The 18019-nt window shown below is 62.8% G+C and carries 15 protein-coding genes; 5 read left to right on the forward strand and 10 right to left on the reverse strand.

Annotation, left to right across the window (positions count from 1 at the left end):
• Positions 1–202: 202 nt before the first annotated feature.
• Together BA011_RS14945 and chpT are read right to left on the reverse strand one after the other, a co-directional pair.
• Complete coding sequence (locus BA011_RS14945) at positions 203–565, reverse strand: response regulator (RefSeq protein WP_003542364.1); 363 nt, start codon at positions 563–565, stop codon at positions 203–205.
• Positions 566–686: 121 nt separating this feature from the next.
• On the reverse strand, positions 687–1334 hold the full coding sequence (chpT, locus tag BA011_RS14950; protein WP_003542366.1) for a histidine phosphotransferase ChpT: 648 nt from the start codon (positions 1332–1334) through the stop codon (positions 687–689).
• A gap of 194 nt (positions 1335–1528) precedes the next feature.
• On the opposite strand from chpT, the gene BA011_RS14955 reads away from it, so the two are divergent.
• Together BA011_RS14955 and BA011_RS14960 are read left to right on the forward strand one after the other, a co-directional pair.
• Positions 1529–2116, forward strand: coding sequence for a DUF1134 domain-containing protein (locus BA011_RS14955; RefSeq protein ID WP_003542368.1), 588 nt, complete (start codon positions 1529–1531; stop codon positions 2114–2116).
• A gap of 116 nt (positions 2117–2232) precedes the next feature.
• Positions 2233–3399: a hypothetical protein gene (locus BA011_RS14960; protein ID WP_065281035.1), complete on the forward strand. Its 1167-nt coding sequence runs from the start codon at positions 2233–2235 to the stop codon at positions 3397–3399.
• Between the two features lie 86 nt (positions 3400–3485).
• Here BA011_RS14960 and BA011_RS14965 read toward each other — a convergent pair whose 3' ends face one another.
• Together BA011_RS14965 and BA011_RS14970 are read right to left on the reverse strand one after the other, a co-directional pair.
• Positions 3486–4310: a TrmH family RNA methyltransferase gene (locus BA011_RS14965; RefSeq protein WP_065281036.1), complete on the reverse strand. Its 825-nt coding sequence runs from the start codon at positions 4308–4310 to the stop codon at positions 3486–3488.
• A gap of 7 nt (positions 4311–4317) precedes the next feature.
• A complete protein-coding gene (locus BA011_RS14970; protein WP_065281037.1) occupies positions 4318–4704 on the reverse strand; it encodes a hypothetical protein in 387 nt (128 codons plus the stop codon).
• A gap of 42 nt (positions 4705–4746) precedes the next feature.
• Here BA011_RS14970 and BA011_RS14975 point away from each other — a divergent pair, with 42 nt between their 5' ends.
• A complete protein-coding gene (locus BA011_RS14975) occupies positions 4747–5772 on the forward strand; it encodes an RluA family pseudouridine synthase (protein ID WP_065281038.1) in 1026 nt (341 codons plus the stop codon).
• A 191-nt stretch (positions 5773–5963) separates the two neighbouring features.
• Positions 5964–6872 (forward strand): RNA polymerase sigma factor RpoH, encoded by a 909-nt coding sequence (gene rpoH / locus BA011_RS14980; RefSeq protein ID WP_003542378.1) that lies wholly within the window; start codon positions 5964–5966, stop codon positions 6870–6872.
• A 123-nt stretch (positions 6873–6995) separates the two neighbouring features.
• Here rpoH and BA011_RS14985 read toward each other — a convergent pair whose 3' ends face one another.
• Positions 6996–9539: a hypothetical protein gene (locus BA011_RS14985; protein ID WP_065281039.1), complete on the reverse strand. Its 2544-nt coding sequence runs from the start codon at positions 9537–9539 to the stop codon at positions 6996–6998.
• Between the two features lie 60 nt (positions 9540–9599).
• Positions 9600–10898: an adenylosuccinate synthase gene (locus BA011_RS14990; RefSeq protein ID WP_011653210.1), complete on the reverse strand. Its 1299-nt coding sequence runs from the start codon at positions 10896–10898 to the stop codon at positions 9600–9602.
• A 191-nt stretch (positions 10899–11089) separates the two neighbouring features.
• Between BA011_RS14990 and BA011_RS14995 the strand changes: the two genes are divergently transcribed.
• On the forward strand, positions 11090–12007 hold the full coding sequence (locus BA011_RS14995) for a DMT family transporter (RefSeq protein WP_065281040.1): 918 nt from the start codon (positions 11090–11092) through the stop codon (positions 12005–12007).
• Positions 12008–12032: 25 nt separating this feature from the next.
• Here BA011_RS14995 and BA011_RS15000 read toward each other — a convergent pair whose 3' ends face one another.
• The 4 genes from BA011_RS15000 to BA011_RS15015 all read right to left on the reverse strand — a co-directional run bounded on the left by BA011_RS15000 (position 12033) and on the right by BA011_RS15015 (position 17891).
• Positions 12033–12881 carry a GNAT family N-acetyltransferase gene (locus tag BA011_RS15000; RefSeq protein WP_065281041.1) on the reverse strand — a complete coding sequence of 283 codons (849 nt, stop codon included), beginning with the start codon at positions 12879–12881 and terminating at the stop codon, positions 12033–12035.
• 370 nt (positions 12882–13251) lie between these two features.
• Positions 13252–15069 carry a putative bifunctional diguanylate cyclase/phosphodiesterase gene (locus tag BA011_RS15005; protein ID WP_065281042.1) on the reverse strand — a complete coding sequence of 606 codons (1818 nt, stop codon included), beginning with the start codon at positions 15067–15069 and terminating at the stop codon, positions 13252–13254.
• Positions 15070–15198: 129 nt separating this feature from the next.
• Positions 15199–16983, reverse strand: coding sequence for an IlvD/Edd family dehydratase (locus tag BA011_RS15010; RefSeq protein ID WP_065281043.1), 1785 nt, complete (start codon positions 16981–16983; stop codon positions 15199–15201).
• Positions 16980–17891, reverse strand: coding sequence for an NAD(P)-dependent oxidoreductase (locus BA011_RS15015; protein WP_065281044.1), 912 nt, complete (start codon positions 17889–17891; stop codon positions 16980–16982). The genes BA011_RS15010 and BA011_RS15015 overlap by 4 nt, the downstream gene beginning before the upstream one ends.
• Positions 17892–18019 lie beyond the last annotated feature (128 nt).

Below are 18019 nucleotides of genomic sequence, written 5' to 3' on the forward strand. Positions count from 1 at the left end.
TTATCGGATAAACGAAGATCCCGCCTTTTCGGCGGGATTTTTCGTTTCTGCCTGCGCAATAAGAATCCGCCCTCACCTCAGGCCGGATCGGCCCGAAATCCCCTGTTCTTTCGATCTAGGAAATAGCGTGGGGCGGCCGAAACCGCTTGCACGCGGCATCATGCTCCGGTGGTGCCGATATCGGCGGAAAGAGATCTGCCCGTCAGGCGGCGATCGCGCGGTTTCCGAAAACGGCAGTCAGGATCTTGCGATCGAACGGCTTCAGCAGGAAGTCGGTGGCACCGGCCCGTTTGCCCGCCATCAGTTTCTTCAGATCCGCCTCGACGACGCAGTAATAGATCTTGACCTCTTTGCCGCCCTCCATGGCACGGATGGCAGCGATGAGGTCGAGGGCGCCTTCCATGCCGGAATCGACGATCAGATATTCCGGCAGCTCCGCCTGGCAGCGCTGCAGCGCCTCGCCGGCGTTGGAGGCCTCGCTGACGAGAAAGTCGAGTTCGGAGAGAATGCGCTTGCCGACCTTGCGGACGATGTCCGAATTATCGGTGATCATGAACCTTTGCATGGCCGCTCCTTTGCCCCCGCATTCGTCGCAGCAAGAGGCCTCTTACAACCCTGGAGAATAGGTCCATCAGGCTAACGAATCGTTACCGGACGGGACGCAGACACACGTCCGCGCTCCGAAATCAGGCGGCCGCAGCCACTGCCGTGAACACCAGTTCGTCGGCGCTGGCGCTGTGATCAAGCGTCATTCCGCACTCCTGCGCCAGAAGCACGGTGTAATAGGGCTGGATCGAATGGGCATCGATCGCTTCCTCGATAGTGCCGGTCGATATCTCGACGAACTTCGGCGGCAGGCGCATCAGTTTGCCTTTGGACGTGAGCTTGAACTTCGCATCGAACTCGGGATTTTCGAGCGTTACCTCGAGCACGCCGCCGCGCGGAATGGCGGAATAGGCAACGAGGAAGAGGTTGAGCAGCAGCTTGACACGGTTCTTGGCGACGATGGCGCGCGGTCCGTTCCAGATCACCTCGGTCTTCTTCTCGGCGACGGCGAAATCCTTGGCTGCACGCTCGGCCTCGCCGGTGTCGATCGAGGCGCCGACGGAACCCGACGCGCCGAAGGCGAGACGTGCGAATTTCAGGCGGACGGAAGCGTTGAGCGCGCTGGTGCGGATCAGGTCCATCGCATCGGCATCGGCGCCGCCTTCATCTAGGAGCTCCAGCCCGTTATTGATCGCGCCGACCGGCGAGATGACATCGTGGCAAACGCGGCTGCAAAGAAGCGCGGCCAGATCCGGGCCGGACAGGGTGAGATTGGGGTTCTTGGACATCATTGTCTCCTGATGGGCGGCAATTTCATTGCGCCCGGAATATGCTTCATCAAAATTGCGCGAAGTTTGCGATCGTACTCGGTGCCATAATGACACCATATTTGGTAAACCGATTGTTAAGATCATCGGCGCAAAATGCACCAATCGCCGCGAGCGGTTGCCCGCTCTTAGCCAAACGACGAACGGATGACACCATGCGCCCTCAATTTCCGCACCGATTCATCGGCTTCTGCAGGTTACTTTCGGCCCTCATCTTCTCCTCGCTGATGGTTGCCGGGCCGGCTGCCGCCCAGGACAACGGCCAGTACACGATGCAGGAAATCGTCGACGCCGGCCACTCCTTCTTCGGCTCCGCCAGCGGCGGACTTGCCAAAGTGGTCGAGAGTGCCTTCCAGAAATACGGCCTGCCGAACGGCTATATCCTCGGACAGGAAGGCGGCGGCGCCTTCATCGCCGGCCTTACCTATGGCGAAGGCCAGCTGAACACCAAGAACGCCGGCGAACATAATCTCTACTGGCAAGGCCCCTCGCTCGGCCTCGATTACGGCGGCCAGGGCTCACGCGTGATGATGCTGGTCTACGACCTGCCCTCCGTCAACGGCATCTATGCCCGCTTCGGTGGCGTCAGCGGCTCGGCCTATGTGATCGCCGGCTTCGGTATGACGCTGCTCAAGAACAACGACGTGCTGGTCGTGCCGATCCGCACCGGCGTCGGTGCTCGCCTCGGCGTCAATGTCGGCTATCTCAAGATCACCCAGGCGCCGACCTGGAACCCCTTCTGAGGCCGCAAAGCCGCTGGAATCTGCCGCCGTCCCCACCGGCGGCCTTGCCATGCGCGTCACGCGTGCTTAATCATCGCGGCTGACCTCGTATCAACCTTCTTACCGATGGCCGCGCCGTGATCGAATATGCTCTCTTGTTCGGATTGGGCTTCCTGACCGCGGCCTTCCTCGTCTTTCTGGTCTCGCCCGCCGTTCACCGCCGCATCGTCTGGTATACCGAGAACCGGCTGAAAGCGACGATGCCGCTGAGCCCGCAGGAGGTTCGCGCCCAGAAAGACATGGTGCGCGCGCTCTATGCCGCCGAAAACGCCCGCACCACCCAGGACCTTCTGCGTGAGCGCGAGAAATCCCTGTCGTTCCAGCTTCGCCACGACGCCCTCGCCGTCGATGCCGGCAGGCTTGCCGCCGAGATCGGCGAATTGCAGGCCCAGATCGGCGAGATGCATGTCGAGGCGGCCGACCAGCGCTCGCATCTGCGCAAGGACGAGAACTATATCAGCCAGTTGAAGACCAATCTGCATATTGCCGAGCAGTCCGCTGCCAACAAGGAGAGCGAACTGGCGACGATGCGGACACGGCTGAGCAAGCTCGGTGAACAGGCCGATGGGCTGAGAATAGACCTTGCCGCGCGCGAGACCGAGGCGGAGAGCCTGAAATTCCGCGTCAACGCGCTGCGCGACGAACGCGACACGCTGCGCCAGGACGTCAGCCTGCTGCAGAAGCGCGCCAAGGATGCCGAACAGAAACTGACGCAGCAACAGCATATGGTGATCCGCCTGGAGGACAAGGCCGCGCGCGAGAGCGCTTCCGCCATCGAAAAGGAAACCCTGGTCGCTCGCCGCCAGCAGGAGATCGCCAGGTTGAAGGAGCAGTTGAAGGCCGCCAACGCCGAGATCCGCAAGGTCAACCGGGTGCTGCGCGACGCCGGCCTTGCCGGGATGGTCGCGGAGCTGCCGGCGGAAATGACGGCTGAAGACACGACCGCGTCCGCGCTCGACACCGCTGTCGTCACGGCTGAGATCGGCGAAGATGTCCGCAAACGCAGCGCCGCCCTGGCCGAGCGCCTGCAAAAGGCAAAGGCCGTAGCCGGACGCGATGGTGCGATCCGCGAGGAGATCGCCTCGATCGCCGCCAATATGGTGGCGCTGACCGCACTGAACGAGGGTCCCTCCTCACCGATCCGGACGCTGCTCGTCGAAGCTGCTGAAAAGAAGCAGAACGATCGCGTCAACCTTGCCGACAGGGCAGCCGCGATCCTCGCCGATCCCCCGAGCGTCCTATAGGACGCGCGGCGCGCCATCATGTTTGACCATCATGTTTGAATTGACGCAGAACCCTGAAAGTCAATCCGATTTGAGAGGGATCTGCGTTAGACCCGGCCCATCGCCGAGGCCATGGAAAACAGCGCGATCCCCGTCGCCGTCGCGGCATTGAGACTGTCGAGTTCCTCCGACTGTGGAATGCGCGCGCTCCGGAACCGCGCAAGCAGCGCCTCCGGCAACCCCTCGCCCTCGGTGCCGACGACGAGCGCCATGCGCGTCGAGGCCGGAATGGCGCGGATATCGGTCTTGCCGTGCGGTGAAAGCGTCCAGATGGCAAAGCCCCGTTCGGCAAGCGCCACGAGCACATCGAGTGCCTTGCCGCCGCGGCGGTGTGGAACGCTCAACACCGAACCAACCGAGACACGCAACGCCTTGCGGTAGAGTGGATCACAGGAGGTTTCGTCGAGCAGCACCGCATCCGCTCGGAAGGCGGTCGCATTGCGGAACATCGAGCCGGCATTGTCGTGATTGGAAATACCGCAGCCGACGAGCACCAGCGCCCGTTCCGGCAGCGCGTCGAGAAGTGCCGCCTCCCCGCGGTCCTGTCGCCGGCCGAGCGCGAGAACGCCGCGATGCAGATGGAAACCGACGACGCCATCGAGCACGTCCGCCCCGGCGACATAGACCGGCACATCGGCCGGAAACCGCTCCAGGATGGGCAGCACGCCCTCGACGCGGTTGCGCAGCAACAGGATCTTCTCGGCGAAAAATCCGCGGCCCGCCGCATGCGCCTCGGCGAGCATGCGCAGCACGACGGTACCTTCGGCGATGAAGCGGTTCTCTCGACCTGTCAGGTCGCGCTCGCGGATCTCGCGGAATTCAGCGACGCGCGGATCGTCGGCGTTGTCGATGTCGATCGGGACGGCGGCCATGCCGGCCTCAATTGCCCGTAACAGTGACGTCGGCGACGGTGCGGCCGGTCCTGAGGTCGTAGACCAGCGCCTTGTTCCTGCCCTCGACCGTTTCGCCGTAGAACAGAAGCTGCCCTGCCGAAAACGAAGTGGACTGCACCTTGAAGCCGAGCGGCAGGGAAACGGTTGCCGCAAGCGGCGCATCCGAGGGCACGCCGGAGGCGGGAACAGCGGACGCCGTCTCCTTCGGCTCGCTGTGCATCACCTTGTAGACAACCGCGCCGAAGACCGCCATAAGGCTCACGAACATGATGGCGCCGGAAACGATCTGCAGGCGGACCATCTTGCGCCGGACACTTTCCATCGCCGGATCAAGGGGCTTCTCTTCCTGGTCGTCTGGCTCGATTGCTGTCATCTGTGCGTCCCGTTCTAAAAAATACGTCGGAGAAGAAGCGTCTTGAGCGACCCCTTTAAACAAGCAGCCGGCAATAGAAAAGTCCTGACCGCCGATGAAACTGCCGAAGGCCGGTTGGACGCCTGGCTGACGGCGCAGGTCGGCGAGGAATTTTCGCGCAGCCGCATCAAGGCGCTGATCAAGGACGGTCAGGTTTTTCTGCGCGGCGAACCCGTCACCGACCCGCAGCGCAAGGTGCGCACCGGCGACAGTTTCGAACTCACGCTGCCCGAGCCGGAAGACCCGACGCCGCAGGGCGAGGACATCCCACTCGATATCCTCCATGAGGACGACGACGTCATCGTCATCTCCAAGCCTTCCGGTCTCGTCGTCCATCCCGGCGCCGGCAACTGGACCGGGACGCTGGTCAACGCGCTGATCCACCATTGCAGCGATACGCTCTCCGGCATCGGCGGCGTCCGCCGCCCCGGCATCGTCCATCGTCTCGACAAGGATACGACAGGCGTCATGGTCGTCGCTAAGAACGACATTGCCCATCGCCACCTGTCGCTGCAATTTGCCGACCATGGCCGCACCATGCCGCTGGAGCGGGCCTATCAGGCAGTCGTCTGGGGCCGGCCCCGCTCACTGTCGGGCATGGTCGACGCCCCGCTTGGCCGCGCCACCGGCGACCGCACGCGCCGCGCCGTCAAGCGCCCCGACAGTCAGGACGCCGACGAGGCGATCACGCATTACCAGGTGATCGAGCGTTTCCATGAGAAGCCGGACGCAACCGCGTTCGCCTCGCTGGTCGAGTGCCGCCTCGAAACTGGCCGCACCCACCAGATCCGCGTCCACATGGCCCATATCGGCCATCCGCTGCTCGGTGACACGGTTTACGGCGCCGGCTTCAAGACCAAGGCCAATCTCCTGCCCGAAGAGATCCGCAAGATCGTCAATGGTTTCGGCCGCCAGGCGCTGCATGCCTTCATGCTGCAGTTCGAGCATCCCCGCACCGGCGAAATCATGCATTTCGAGGTGCCGCTACCGGATGATATGGTCGAACTCGTCGAAGCGCTGCGGCGATAAAGCGGGCTCCCGAATGCGCCTGCCCCAACTCACACCTGCGTGAGCGGCACACCTTGAACCGCCGTTTCGCCACACTTATCTGTATATTGACTTAGTGCGGGCTCGCAGTAGAGCCGCACGTCCCGGTTTGCCTTTTTAACGCGAGGATGCGTTTCCAACGGGAACCGGAATTCACTTTAGGAGGGTGCACTATGGCCCGAAATACCTTGCCGTCCATTACCGCCGGTGAAGCCGGTCTCAATCGTTACCTCGACGAAATCCGCAAGTTCCCGATGCTGGAGCCGCAGCAGGAATACATGCTCGCCAAGCGTTATGCCGAGCATGGCGACCGCGATGCCGCCCACAAGCTCGTCACCAGCCACCTTCGCCTCGTTGCGAAGATCGCGATGGGTTATCGCGGTTACGGCCTGCCGATCGGCGAAGTCGTCTCCGAAGGCAATGTCGGCCTGATGCAGGCCGTCAAGAAGTTCGATGCCGAGCGCGGCTTCCGCCTCGCCACCTATGCCATGTGGTGGATCAAGGCCTCGATCCAGGAATATATCCTGCGTTCGTGGTCGCTGGTGAAGATGGGCACGACCGCCAACCAGAAGCGCCTGTTCTTTAACCTGCGCCGGCTGAAAGGCCGCATCCAGGCAATCGATGACGGCGACCTGAAGCCGGAGCACGTCTCGGAGATCGCCACCAAGCTGAACGTCTCGGAGGAGGAGGTCATTTCGATGAACCGCCGCCTTTCCGGCGACGCCTCGCTGAACGCGCCGATCAAGGCAGCCGAAGGTGACGGCGGCCAATGGCAGGATTGGCTGGTGGATGACCATGACAGCCAGGAAGACGTGCTGATCGAACAGGATGAACTCGACACCCGCCGGCGCATGCTGGCGAAAGCGATGAGTGTGCTGAACGAGCGCGAACGCCGCATCTTCGAAGCTCGCCGTCTCGCCGAGGATCCAGTGACCCTGGAAGACCTTTCGACTGAATTCGACATCAGCCGCGAACGCGTTCGCCAGATCGAGGTCCGCGCCTTCGAAAAGGTGCAGGACGCTGTCCGCAAGGAAGCCCTGGAACGCGCCAAGGCCGTCCGGGTCGTCGAAGCCACGGCATAAACTTGTCGCGTGATACAATTGAAGAAGGCGGGTCCGTGCGGCCCGCCTTTTCTTTTTCATTCATCTTTCTCCGCAGCCTCGGCACCGCGCCAAGATCCGGGAACGCTGGCGCCGCGGAACCGGTCACTGGCTCGTCGACACATCTCCGAGCGCAGTCCATTCCTTGATCGCGGTATTGAAGGCGTCCGTTCCCGTACCGCCCTTTTCCATCGTCAGCAGCGCGCGGCGGCCGTTGCGATAGGTGATCGGAATATCGATCCAGCTGCGGGTCGACATCAGGTCGAGATTGGCCTTGCGCGCATCAGGGTAGTCGTTGAGCGCGATCATGTGGAAATCGTCGGTGATCTTGGCCGGAACCGCGATCAGCGCGTCACCGCGGTCCTGCTCCGTGCGCTTCATCGAGATCCGCTGGACGCTGTCGATGCTGCCGCCTTCAAAATTCGGCGGCACCGAGAAGACGATCTCGACGAGATGGCTTGCTGGCAGCGACGGATCGGAATTGCGCTTGAAGGTCACGAGAGCCGAGAGATTGCGCTCGGGAACCGTGACATTGCCCTGTACCGTCGCCTCCTGCCGGCCATCCTGGCCGGCCTCGTGCTGCACGCTCCAGACGACCGATCCCTCGATCGCCGTCGGCGAGCTCTGGCCGATGCGCTCCTCATAGAGGAACATCTTTTGCGACGAACCGACGGGCGCGGCCTGCGGCGGCGATGCCACCGGGCCGTTCGGCGTCCGCGTGTCGGCGGGTGCCGCATCGCCCTGCGCGCTGGCAGGCGGCGTATCGGCTGCCGCGACATTCTGTTCGGCGACCGATTTTCCTTCCGCGGTCGGCGTTCCCGGCACGGTCGCCGGCCCGCTGTCGACTTCGGTTCCATCGGTCAGCAGCCGCTGGGTGAATTTCGAATTGGCCGCAGCGCCGTCATTGTTCATTGACGCTACTTGCGGGTTCGAATTCGGCTGCGCCGGCGCCGCTGGAGTATTCTGCGCTCCTGGTGTGGTTGGCTGGGCTGGCGTCACCGCGCTCGGCTGGGCAGGCGTCGTCGTCGAGCCGTCCGGTGGGGTTGCCGCCTCGTTCCTGGTCGCCTGCGACGGTGCCGAGCTGACGAGCCCGTCGACCATCGCCACCAGCGCCTCCCTGTTCGTCCAGCCGGCATAGGCACCGCCACCGATCAGGATGAGTGCGAAGATGAGCGTGATCACGGTGCCGATGCCGAAGCGGCGGCGCTTCGGCTCCATACGGAAGCTCTTGCCCTGCAGCTTGGAGGCGACAATCTGATCGATATCCATCGACGGATTGGCGTCATCGTCATCAGCGGCGACAGAGCCGCGGCGGTCGTAGCCGCGCAGCGCCTTCGCCTCTCGCCAGTCCTCGCTCGGCGCGCCGCTAGCAGGCGCTGGCTTGCCGTTGTGCACTTCCGCGAAGATATCGACATCATCGAAATGAGAGGCAACTGGCGTCTTCTTATTGTTACTGGCCTCGATCGGCGGCAGATCGTCGAAGGCGGCCGTCTCCCAGGAAAAACTTTCCTTGGCGGCCGGCATGACGGCGGCGGGCGCCACTTTTTCGAGGCTCGATATCACCTCCTCGAAGGCGCGCGCCGAGGCATCGGCGGTAATCGGCGCCGGCGCCGTCTCCGAATATTGCCGGAGTTCCTCTTCCGCCCATTCGGTCTCCGCATCCTTGGGCGCCGGAGCCGGGGTTTCGGCAACGGGCTCGGTCCAGACGGGGTCGAAATGCGCCGCAGCTTCGGCCTGCAACGGCTCCTCGCGGCTGTGCTCGACGAATTCCTGCGGACGATCGAAATCGGCGACCGGCTCCACCAGGCGGTTGGATGCGTGGTCTATGCCGCGGGTGATCGGCTGCAACGGCTCGACGGGCTCGTAAGCCTCCTCGGCCTCCGGCTCCTCGCTTTCCACCGCCGCAGGTTCGTCCGCAATCTCGTCTGCTTCCAGGGGATGCTGCTCGTCGGCATGCAGTTCGTCGGCTTGCTCGTCGCGATGCTCGGAGGCTGGCGCTTCCCAGCCATCATGTTCGGCCGGCACGTCTTCGGCAGCGACGTCGCGCGCCTCGCTGGCATGCCATTCCTCGGCCGGCGCTTCCTCCTCCTGAGAGGGATGCCAGTATGTCTCGGCCGGACCGGATGTTTCAGGGGAAACCGGTGTCTCGGCGGAAACAGGGGTTTCCGAGGAAACGGATGTTTCAGGGGAAACGAGTGTTTCCTGGGAAAGAGGCTCCTCGGAAGCGACCTCTTCCTCAGCCTCCTCCGGCGCGGCGGTTTCCACGTGATCGGGCTCGTCGGCGGCCTCGGCCGCCTGCGGTTCCGCATAGGCTTCGTAGACCGGTTCCTCGACAGCCGTCTCCGGCGCCGACGCCGGTTCGCTTTCGTCGGGAGACGCTTGTTCTTCGAAGGATTCCGCCGCGGCGACGGCCGCAATCGGCTCATCGAGCGGCATCGCCTCGGAGTGTTCGCCTTCCACTTCGCGGATGGCAGCCTCGAGCTTTTCGAGCTGGCGTTGCAGCATGGCTTCCGGCGGACGCGGCTTCATGTTCTCGAGCTGCCGCTGCACTGCGCCGCGGGCACGTTCGTAGACTTTCACCCGCATCTCGGGGGTATTTTCAGCCAAGCCGTCAACGGCCCGCCGAATGACTGCAATAAAATCCGCCATCAGTACTTTCTCAAGAAGTCCGGTACCCTACCGAACCATCCTCCACAGTGACCCGTGAGCTTAATCCTCAAACGGATCGGTCACAAGTATCGTATCATCCCGCTCCGGGCTGGTGGAAAGGAGCGCGACGGGTGCCCCGATCAGCTCTTCGACCTGGCGAACATATTTGATCGCCTGCGCCGGCAGATCCGCCCAACTGCGGGCGCCGACGGTCGATTCCTTCCATCCCTCCAGGGTGATGTAGATCGGTTCGACTCTAGCTTGCGCTCCCTGGCTTGCGGGAAGATGATCAATCTGTTCGCCGTCGAGCATATAACCGACGCAGATCTTCAATTCCTCAAGGCCGTCGAGCACGTCGAGCTTGGTGAGCGCGATGCCCGTAATGCCATTGGTAGCGATCGATTGGCGCACGAGTGCGGCGTCGAACCAGCCGCAGCGCCGCTTGCGTCCGGTCACCACGCCGAACTCATGACCTTTTTCGCCAAGGAACTCACCGATCGCGTCCTTCAGCTCGGTCGGGAACGGGCCTTCGCCGACGCGCGTCGTATAGGCCTTGGTGATGCCGAGGATATAGCCGAGCGAGCCAGGTCCCATGCCTGAACCGGCAGCGGCCTGACCGGCCACCGTGTTCGACGAGGTCACGAAAGGATAGGTGCCGTGATCGATGTCGAGCAGAGTGCCTTGCGCGCCTTCGAACAGGATGCGGGAGCCCTTGCGACGCTCCTTGTCGAGGAAGAGCCAGACCGTATCACGGAAGGGCAGCACCCGATCGGCGACCGAGGTCAGTTCGTCCATGATCGCCTGGTGGCTGACTTCGGCAACGCCGAGGCCGCGGCGAAGCGCATTGTGATGCGTCAGAATACGGTCAACCTTGCCGGAAAGACTATCGAGATCGGCGAGATCCATGACGCGGATGGCGCGGCGGCCGACCTTGTCTTCATAGGCCGGGCCGATTCCGCGGCGCGTCGTGCCGATCTTGGTGCCGCTGTTCGACGCCGCATCCTCGCGCATCGCGTCGAGCTCGCGATGCAGCGAAAGAATGAGCGTCGCATTGTCTGCAATGCGCAGATTGTCAGGCGTGACCGTCACGCCCTGCGCCTCCAGCCGGCCAATCTCGGCGATCAGCGCATGCGGATCGACGACGACACCGTTGCCGATGACGGCCATCTTGCCCGGGCGCACGACGCCGGACGGCAGCAGCGAGAGCTTATAGCTCGTGCCGTCGATGACGAGCGTATGGCCGGCATTGTGTCCGCCCTGATAGCGCACAACGATATCCGCGCGCTCCGAAAGCCAGTCGACAATCTTGCCCTTGCCTTCGTCACCCCATTGCGAACCGACCACGACTACGTTCGTCATCCAACTCTTCCTGTTACCGGCGCGAAACCGCGCACCTGCTCAAACCCGCGCATCTATAAAGCTTTGTTTTTTGGAAAGCGACCCTGTTGTCACAGTAGATTGGGCTTTTTACGTGACAAATCAGCAGCCGACAGGCTATTTCCCGTCACAAAACGCCGCTCGGCGATCGCGGAAAGACGGGAAGAACGCTCTTGCAAGCCACGGCCTATATCTGTCTCGTTATCGCCACCCTCTGCTGGGGCGGCAACTCCGTCGCCGGCAAACTCGCGCTCGGGCATATCAGCCCGATGATGCTGACCTTCCTGCGCTGGTTCCTCGCCGTGGCGATGATCGCCGTGATTTCAGTACCGCAACTTCGGAAGGACTGGCCGGTGGTGAGGAAGAACCTGCCGCTGCTCCTCTTCTACGGCGTCATCGGCTACACCCTTTTCAACGCTATGCTTTATTCGGCCGTGCAATATACGACGGCGATCAACGTCGCCATCGAGCAGGCCGGCATCCCGATGCTGATCTTCCTGCTGAATTTCATGTTCTTCCGTACCGGCATCTCGCTGGCGCAATGTCTCGGCTTCGGCATGACGCTGATCGGCGTCGCTCTGACCGCCGCCCATGGCGACCTCGCAACGCTGCTGCAACTCAGCCTCAACCGTGGCGACGGCCTGATGCTGATCGCCATTGCCGCCTATTCGGTCTACACGATCTTCCTGCGCTGGAAGCCGCCGCTCGACTGGCGCACGCTGATGGCGGTCCCGGCGCTCGGCGCCATGCTGACCTCGCTGCCACTGCTCCTCTGGGAAGCAGGCCGGGGGGCCGCGCAGTGGCCGGACCAGGCCGGCTGGGTCATCACTCTCTACACGGCGATCTTCCCGTCGCTGGTGGCGCAAATCCTCTACATCAAGGGCGTTGTGGCAATCGGCGCCAACCGGGCCGGCCTCTTCATCAATCTCGTGCCGGTGTTCGGAACGCTGCTCTCCGTCGCCCTGATCGGCGAGCAGCTGCAGTCCTTCCATGTGATCGCACTGGTGCTGACCTTGGGCGGCATCGCGATCGCCGAAAAGGGCCGTCCGAAAGCTTCGTCGACGACCGTGCCCGCCTCACCCGTGGATTAAAACCTTTTCCTGGTCAGGAAAGGCTTTAACCAAGCTCCAGCGTCGTCACGCCGAAGACGTGCTTCAGCGGGATGGCCGGCGCCGGTCCGCGATACATGCGTGTCGACTCGAATACCGGTTGAAGGCCGATGCCTTCGGCAAGCGCGACCGCCTCGTGGTTCCCTGCGGGAATGTCGATGAAGACCGCGGCTCCCTTCGCCTCGGGGATCAATTCGGCAAGCAGCGCCGCGGCGCTGTCGGCATCGTTGGCAAAGAGCGGGCCGATCTTGTAGCCCTCGTAGCAGCGGCGGATCGTGCCGTAACCGCGGATCTTGTGGCTCTTGCGCACCACCGCCGAACGACGGCCCTTGCGGGCGGTACACCAGGCAGCGAGAAAGGCATCCCGCGGCTGCGGAAAGATCGCCGCATCATATCGCTGCAGGCCTTCGAGGCGTGAATCCAGCACCGGCTGCGCGACAAGCGTCGAGACCGGCAAGGAAGTAGCGGCACCGCCGTAACGAATGGTGGAATAGGCGGGTTCGAAGCCGGCCTTGCGGTAGTTGTCCTGCTGTGCGGCGACGCCGTCGAGACCGATCGTGCGATCTCCCGCGCTGGCAATGCCCGCCGCCCAGATCGCCTTGCCGTAACCCTTGCCGCGAAAATCGGGATGGACGATGTAGAGGCCCAGGAAGGCGAAAATATCGCCATATTTGACGACCGAGATCGAGCCGACGGGGACTTCACCGATGGAGCCGACGAAAAATCCCGACGGATCAGCCTCGTTGAATGCAAGCGAATCGTCGAGACCAGGGTTCCAGCCTTCCTGACGCGCCCATTCGAGCACGAGTTCCAGTTCGCCGGGCCGCATCGAACGAACGGCAAATTCCGAATTCATGCAACTTTCCCAGATTGAATGTCCCGCAAGTCCATCCCGGCAACGGCAAAGCAATTGTCAGGCCCCAGCTCCCGATTGCACCTGCGAACGATGGAGAGCCGCGCTCATGGACTTGACGACGCGTATAATCATTTTTCGATGCAATACAGAAAGCTTCGTTTCCGCATTACCATGAAACAATGCCGTTGCAAGCTCAAGAAAATTACTTGGGCCTCAATTATCTTCCAGCCGATGCGAATAAAAAGCCGCACCGAAAAGATGCGGCCCTGCCAATTTGAAAGACGAGAGAAGCATTCGTCCGAAATCACTTCCGCGACGCGGCAAAAAACCGGGAGCGTCGACAGTCGCCCGCGGAAGGATCACCAGCCGTTCAACTGCCCATCGCGGCCTTCTGCTTTTCGATTCGGCTCATCATCGATGAGAAAAGACGGTCTGTCTCGGCCGCCGGTGCGGGATAACCGAAGGCATAACCCTGCAGGCCGTCGCAGCCGAGCTGCGCCAGCACCACGGCATGCGCCTCTGTCTCGATGCCCTCGGCGATCACCTCGACATCGAGTGCCTTGGCAATTTCCACGATCGAACCCACTACGCGCCGCTGCTCGGCGGAGCTGACGACCTCGGTGACGAGCTGCCGGTCGATCTTCAGCCGCTTCGGCCGCAGCTTGACGAGACCGATCAGCGAGGCATGGCCCGATCCGAAGTCGTCGATCTCGATGTCGATGCCCATCTGTTTGATATCGCCGATATGAGCGAGCAGTTTTTCGTCGCTGTCGTCGAGGAAAATCGTCTCGACCAGTTCGAAGACGATCACGCCGGGCGGGATATCGAGTTTCCTCAGCTTGTCGAGCAACGCCGGATCGGCGAGGCGCGACGCCGAGATATTGACGGCGATGCGCGGAACCGCAAGGCCGCGCAACAGCCAGAACAGCCGGTCTTCGAGAACGCTTTTGAGGATCGCCGCGTCGATCTCCGCCGCAAGTCCGTGCTCGTCGGCGATCTTCAGGAATATGCCGGGGGCGAGCACGCCCTTCTCGGGATGTTTCCAGCGCGCCAGCGCCTCGAAGCCGATGACCTCCCGCGTCCGGGCGTCGAGCTGCACCTGATAATAGGGAAGGATCTCGCCGCGCTCCAGTCCGAGCTTCAGCTCTTCGGCGAGGCGACGCTTGGAGCGCAGATCCTCCTGCAATTGCCGTGTGAAGAATTCGACGCGGTTGCGCCCGAGCTTCTTGGCCTGATAGAGCGCCAGGTCGGATTCTGCAAGCAGATTGCGCGCCCGCCGATCGCCGCTCCAGGAAACGCCGATCGAGGCGCCGGATTGCAGCATCTCCTGGCCGAAGCGGATCTTCTTCCGCAGCCGGCGCTGGACATCCTCGGTGATCTGCTTCAGCTCAGTGAGATCGGTGAAATTGACCAGCACGATGACGAATTCATCGCCGCCGACACGGGCGACCATGCCACTCGCAGGAATGGCGGCAGTGATGCGAAGGGCCGCGGCCCTGAGCACGGCATCGCCTGCCGCATGACCGTGGCTGTCGTTGATCTGCTTGAACTGGTCGAGGTCGAGATGCAGCACGCCAAGCGTCGTGATGCTTTTGTCGGCCGGCAGCTCCGCCAGCCGTTTGTCGAGAAGCCGCCGGTTCGGCAAGCCGGTGAGATAATCGTGATCGGCGACATGCTCGATGCGCGCATTGCTTTCTTCCAGCGCCAGCGCCCTCGCTTCGGCCACGACCTTCTGCCGCGCGAGTTCCGCGTTGAGCAGGACGTCGGCCGTCACATCCCATTCGGCGCCGATGAAGGAGGGAAGACCTTCCGCATCGACATAGAAATGCGCGCGCGAACGCAGATGGCGGATTTCGCCGCTGGGCAATACGATCCGGAATTGTGAGTCATAGGCGCCGCGCATCGCGATCGCCTGCTCGAAGTCGCGTTCGGCCCGCTCGCGATCATCGGGGTGGATGGCATTCGACCAAAGCGATGCCGGCACCAGCCGGCAGGTCTCACCGGTCTCGTAGAGACGATGCATCTGCGCATCCCACAAGATCCCGCCCTGCTCGATGCTATGCTCCCAGACACCGATCCGGGATGCATCGAGAGCGAGTTCGAGTCGACGCAAAAGATCCTGAAACTCGTGTTCGGATCGTGTGGCTTTGTTCTCTGGCAACGCGGACCCAGCCTTAGAAGCTTGCATAACGGCAATATGGTCTCAAGCCGGCATTAATGAAGCCTTGTCCTGATGACCGAACTAGTGACTAGGTGAACTGTTCGTTACGACTTCCCCTTTTGGATCAAAGGACTTGCAGTCTGCGGCACCTTCGGGTCAGTGGTTGTGCCGCGGCGGGTTTTTCGCAATCTGACGGAATTCCGTCGCTCCCTCCAGCACCGCGCCGTCCGACAATTGCGTAACCGAGCGGCGGTAGATCTGCTGCCACGGCGTCGCATCCGCCGGCACCGGCGGGATGCCATCGCCCTTGCGCCGTTCGATCTCGGCGTCCTCGACCAACATGTCGCAGCGCCCGTGATTGAAGTCGATGCGGATGATATCGCCGGTACGAAGCCAGGCAAGGCCGCCGCCGGCGGCGCTTTCCGGAGAGGCGTTGAGGATCGATGGACTATCCGCGGTGCCCGATTGGCGGCCGTCGCCGATCGTCGGCAGGCTGCGGATGCCGCGCTTCAGCAGATGATCCGGCGGCTGCATGTTGACGACCTCAGCCGAACCCGGCCAGCCGATCGGCCCGGCGCCGCGGATGACGAGGATGGTATTTTCATCGATGCCGAGTTCGGGATCGTTGATGCGCTTGTGATAGTCCTCGGAACCGTCGAAGACCACCGCCTTGCCCTCGAACACGCCTTCGCGCCCGGGCTCCTCAAGATAGCGCCGGCGGAAATCCTCCGAGACAACGCTCATCTTCATGATCGCGAAATCGAAGAGATTACCCTTGAGAACGAGGAAGCCCGCCCGCTCCTTCAGCGGCTCAGCGAACGGCGTGATGACCTCGCGGTCGCGCGCTTCCTTGCCCTCCAGGTTCTCGGCCATCGTCCTGCCCGTCACCGTGCGACAGTTGCCGTCGAGCTTTCCGGCTTGGAGCAGTTCCCACATGATCGCCGGCGTACCGCCAGCGCGATGAAAGCGCTCGCCGAGATAGGCGCCCGCCGGCTGGACATTGGCCAGCAGCGGGATATCGAAGCCATGCACCTGCCAGTCGTCGGGATAGAGTTCGACACCGGCGTGCTTCGCCATCGCGGCCAGATGCGGCTGCGCGTTGGTCGAGCCGCCGATCGCCGAATTGGTGCGGATCGCATTCAGGAAAGCCTCCCGCGTCAGGATGTCCGACGGCTTCAGATCCTCGAACACGATTTCGACGGCGCGCCGCCCGGTGCGATAAGCCATCTGGCCGCGCTCGCGGTAAGCGGCCGGAATGGCGCCACAGCCGGTCAGCGAAAGGCCGAGCGCCTCGGCCAGCGCATTCATCGTCGAAGCGGTGCCCATCGTATTGCAGTGGCCGACGGAAGGCGCAGAATCGAGCGCCGCCTGCAGGAACTCCTCCCGATCGATCTCGCCTGCGGCATATTTCCGCCGCATCCGCCAGATCACCGTGCCGGAGCCTGCCAGCTCCCCTTCGTGCCAGCCGTCGAGCATCGGGCCGCCGGAGAGCACGATCGCCGGAATATCGACCGTCGAAGCCGCCATGATCGCCGAAGGCGTGGTCTTGTCGCACCCGGTGGTCAGCACGACGCCGTCGAGCGGATAGCCGTAGAGGATTTCGACGAGGCCGAGATAGGCGAGATTGCGGTCGAGTGCGGCCGTCGGGCGCTTGCAGTTCTCGAAGATCGGATGCGTCGGAAACTCGATCGGAATGCCGCCGGCATCGCGAATGCCGTCGCGCACGCGCTTGGCAAGCTCGACATGCACCCTGTTGCAGGGCGTAAGATCACTGCCGCTCTGGGCAATCCCAATGATCGGCTTGCCGGAGCGCAGCTCTTCCGGCGTGATGCCGTAATTCATGAAGCGCTCGAGATAGAGCGCTGCCATGTCGATATGATCGGGATTGTCGAACCAGTCCTGCGAACGTAGGCGCCGCTTCGGCGAATGGCTGTCCGTCACTGTTTTCCTCCCGGCCGGGCATTCTTCTCTTCGAGATGGAGGAGAAGGCCGCTGTGATCCTTTTCGCCATTGCCATTGGCGACGAATTCGCTGAATTCGGCATGCACCGCCGCAGTCAGCGGCAGCGTCAACGACAGGGTCTTGGCCGTCTCCATGGCGGCGTTCAGATCCTTGAGCTGGTTGCTGGACGAACCGCCTGGCGTAAACTGCCGCTCGACCATGCGCTTGCCGTGCAGCTCAAGGATACGGCTCTCGGCAAAGCCGCCGCGAATGGCGTCCCGAAAGGCCGCCTGCGAGCCGCCGCCCGCTTCGATCAGCATCATCGCTTCGGCGACGGCGCCGATCGTCACCGCGACGATCTGCTGGTTGGCAAGCTTGGCAAGCTGGCCCGCCCCGCTTGGACCGACGCGGGTCACGCGCCCCATGGGCGCAAAGACATCTGCAAGCCCGTCAATCACGTCCTTGTCGCCGCCCGCCATGATCGCGAGCGTACCCGCTTCCGCGCCGACGACGCCGCCAGATACCGGCGAATCGACATGATGGATGTCGCGGTCGGCAAGCCTCGCCGAATGGTCGCGGGCGAAATGCGGGGCGATCGAACTCATGTCGATGACGGTTGTGCCAGGCGTCATCGCATCGACCGCTCCGCGGTCGAACAACACGTCCTTCACCGCCTCGGCGTTGGTCAGCATGGTGATGACGACGTCGGCGCCCGAGACGGCATCCGCCGGTGTTTTCGCGCAGATCGCGCCGTCTCCCGCAAGCAGCTCGGCCTTGCCGGGATCGCGATTCCAGACGGTGACGGCAAAGCCCGCGCCAAGCAGCCGGCGAGCCATCGGCGCGCCCATCAGGCCGGTGCCGAGAAAGGCGATCCGCCTGCCGTCATGACCTTCTCTCGAACTCGTCATTCAGTCCTCCCAACTGTTGTCCGTCTTTGATAGTCCCCTCGCCCATCGTTGCAAACCGTTTTGACGGACGTAACGCACTTTTCACATGCCCTGGAGGGCGTTGTCGGAAGGCCGCGCGCACTCCCTGA

Origin of the sequence: Rhizobium leguminosarum (assembly GCF_001679785.1) — a bacterium.
Taxonomy (GTDB): domain Bacteria; phylum Pseudomonadota; class Alphaproteobacteria; order Rhizobiales; family Rhizobiaceae; genus Rhizobium; species Rhizobium leguminosarum_R.

Coding starts and splice junctions, on each gene's coding strand:
- BA011_RS14945 (WP_003542364.1), bottom strand. CDS start 565: ATGCAAAGGTTCATGATCACCGATAATTCGGACATCGTCCGCAAGGTC.
- chpT (WP_003542366.1), bottom strand. CDS start 1,334: ATGTCCAAGAACCCCAATCTCACCCTGTCCGGCCCGGATCTGGCCGCG.
- BA011_RS14955 (WP_003542368.1), top strand. CDS start 1,529: ATGCGCCCTCAATTTCCGCACCGATTCATCGGCTTCTGCAGGTTACTT.
- BA011_RS14965 (WP_065281036.1), bottom strand. CDS start 4,310: ATGGCCGCCGTCCCGATCGACATCGACAACGCCGACGATCCGCGCGTC.
- BA011_RS14970 (WP_065281037.1), bottom strand. CDS start 4,704: ATGACAGCAATCGAGCCAGACGACCAGGAAGAGAAGCCCCTTGATCCG.
- rpoH (WP_003542378.1), top strand. CDS start 5,964: ATGGCCCGAAATACCTTGCCGTCCATTACCGCCGGTGAAGCCGGTCTC.
- BA011_RS14985 (WP_065281039.1), bottom strand. CDS start 9,539: ATGGCGGATTTTATTGCAGTCATTCGGCGGGCCGTTGACGGCTTGGCT.
- BA011_RS14990 (WP_011653210.1), bottom strand. CDS start 10,898: ATGACGAACGTAGTCGTGGTCGGTTCGCAATGGGGTGACGAAGGCAAG.
- BA011_RS15000 (WP_065281041.1), bottom strand. CDS start 12,881: ATGAATTCGGAATTTGCCGTTCGTTCGATGCGGCCCGGCGAACTGGAA.
- BA011_RS15005 (WP_065281042.1), bottom strand. CDS start 15,069: ATGCAAGCTTCTAAGGCTGGGTCCGCGTTGCCAGAGAACAAAGCCACA.
- BA011_RS15015 (WP_065281044.1), bottom strand. CDS start 17,891: ATGACGAGTTCGAGAGAAGGTCATGACGGCAGGCGGATCGCCTTTCTC.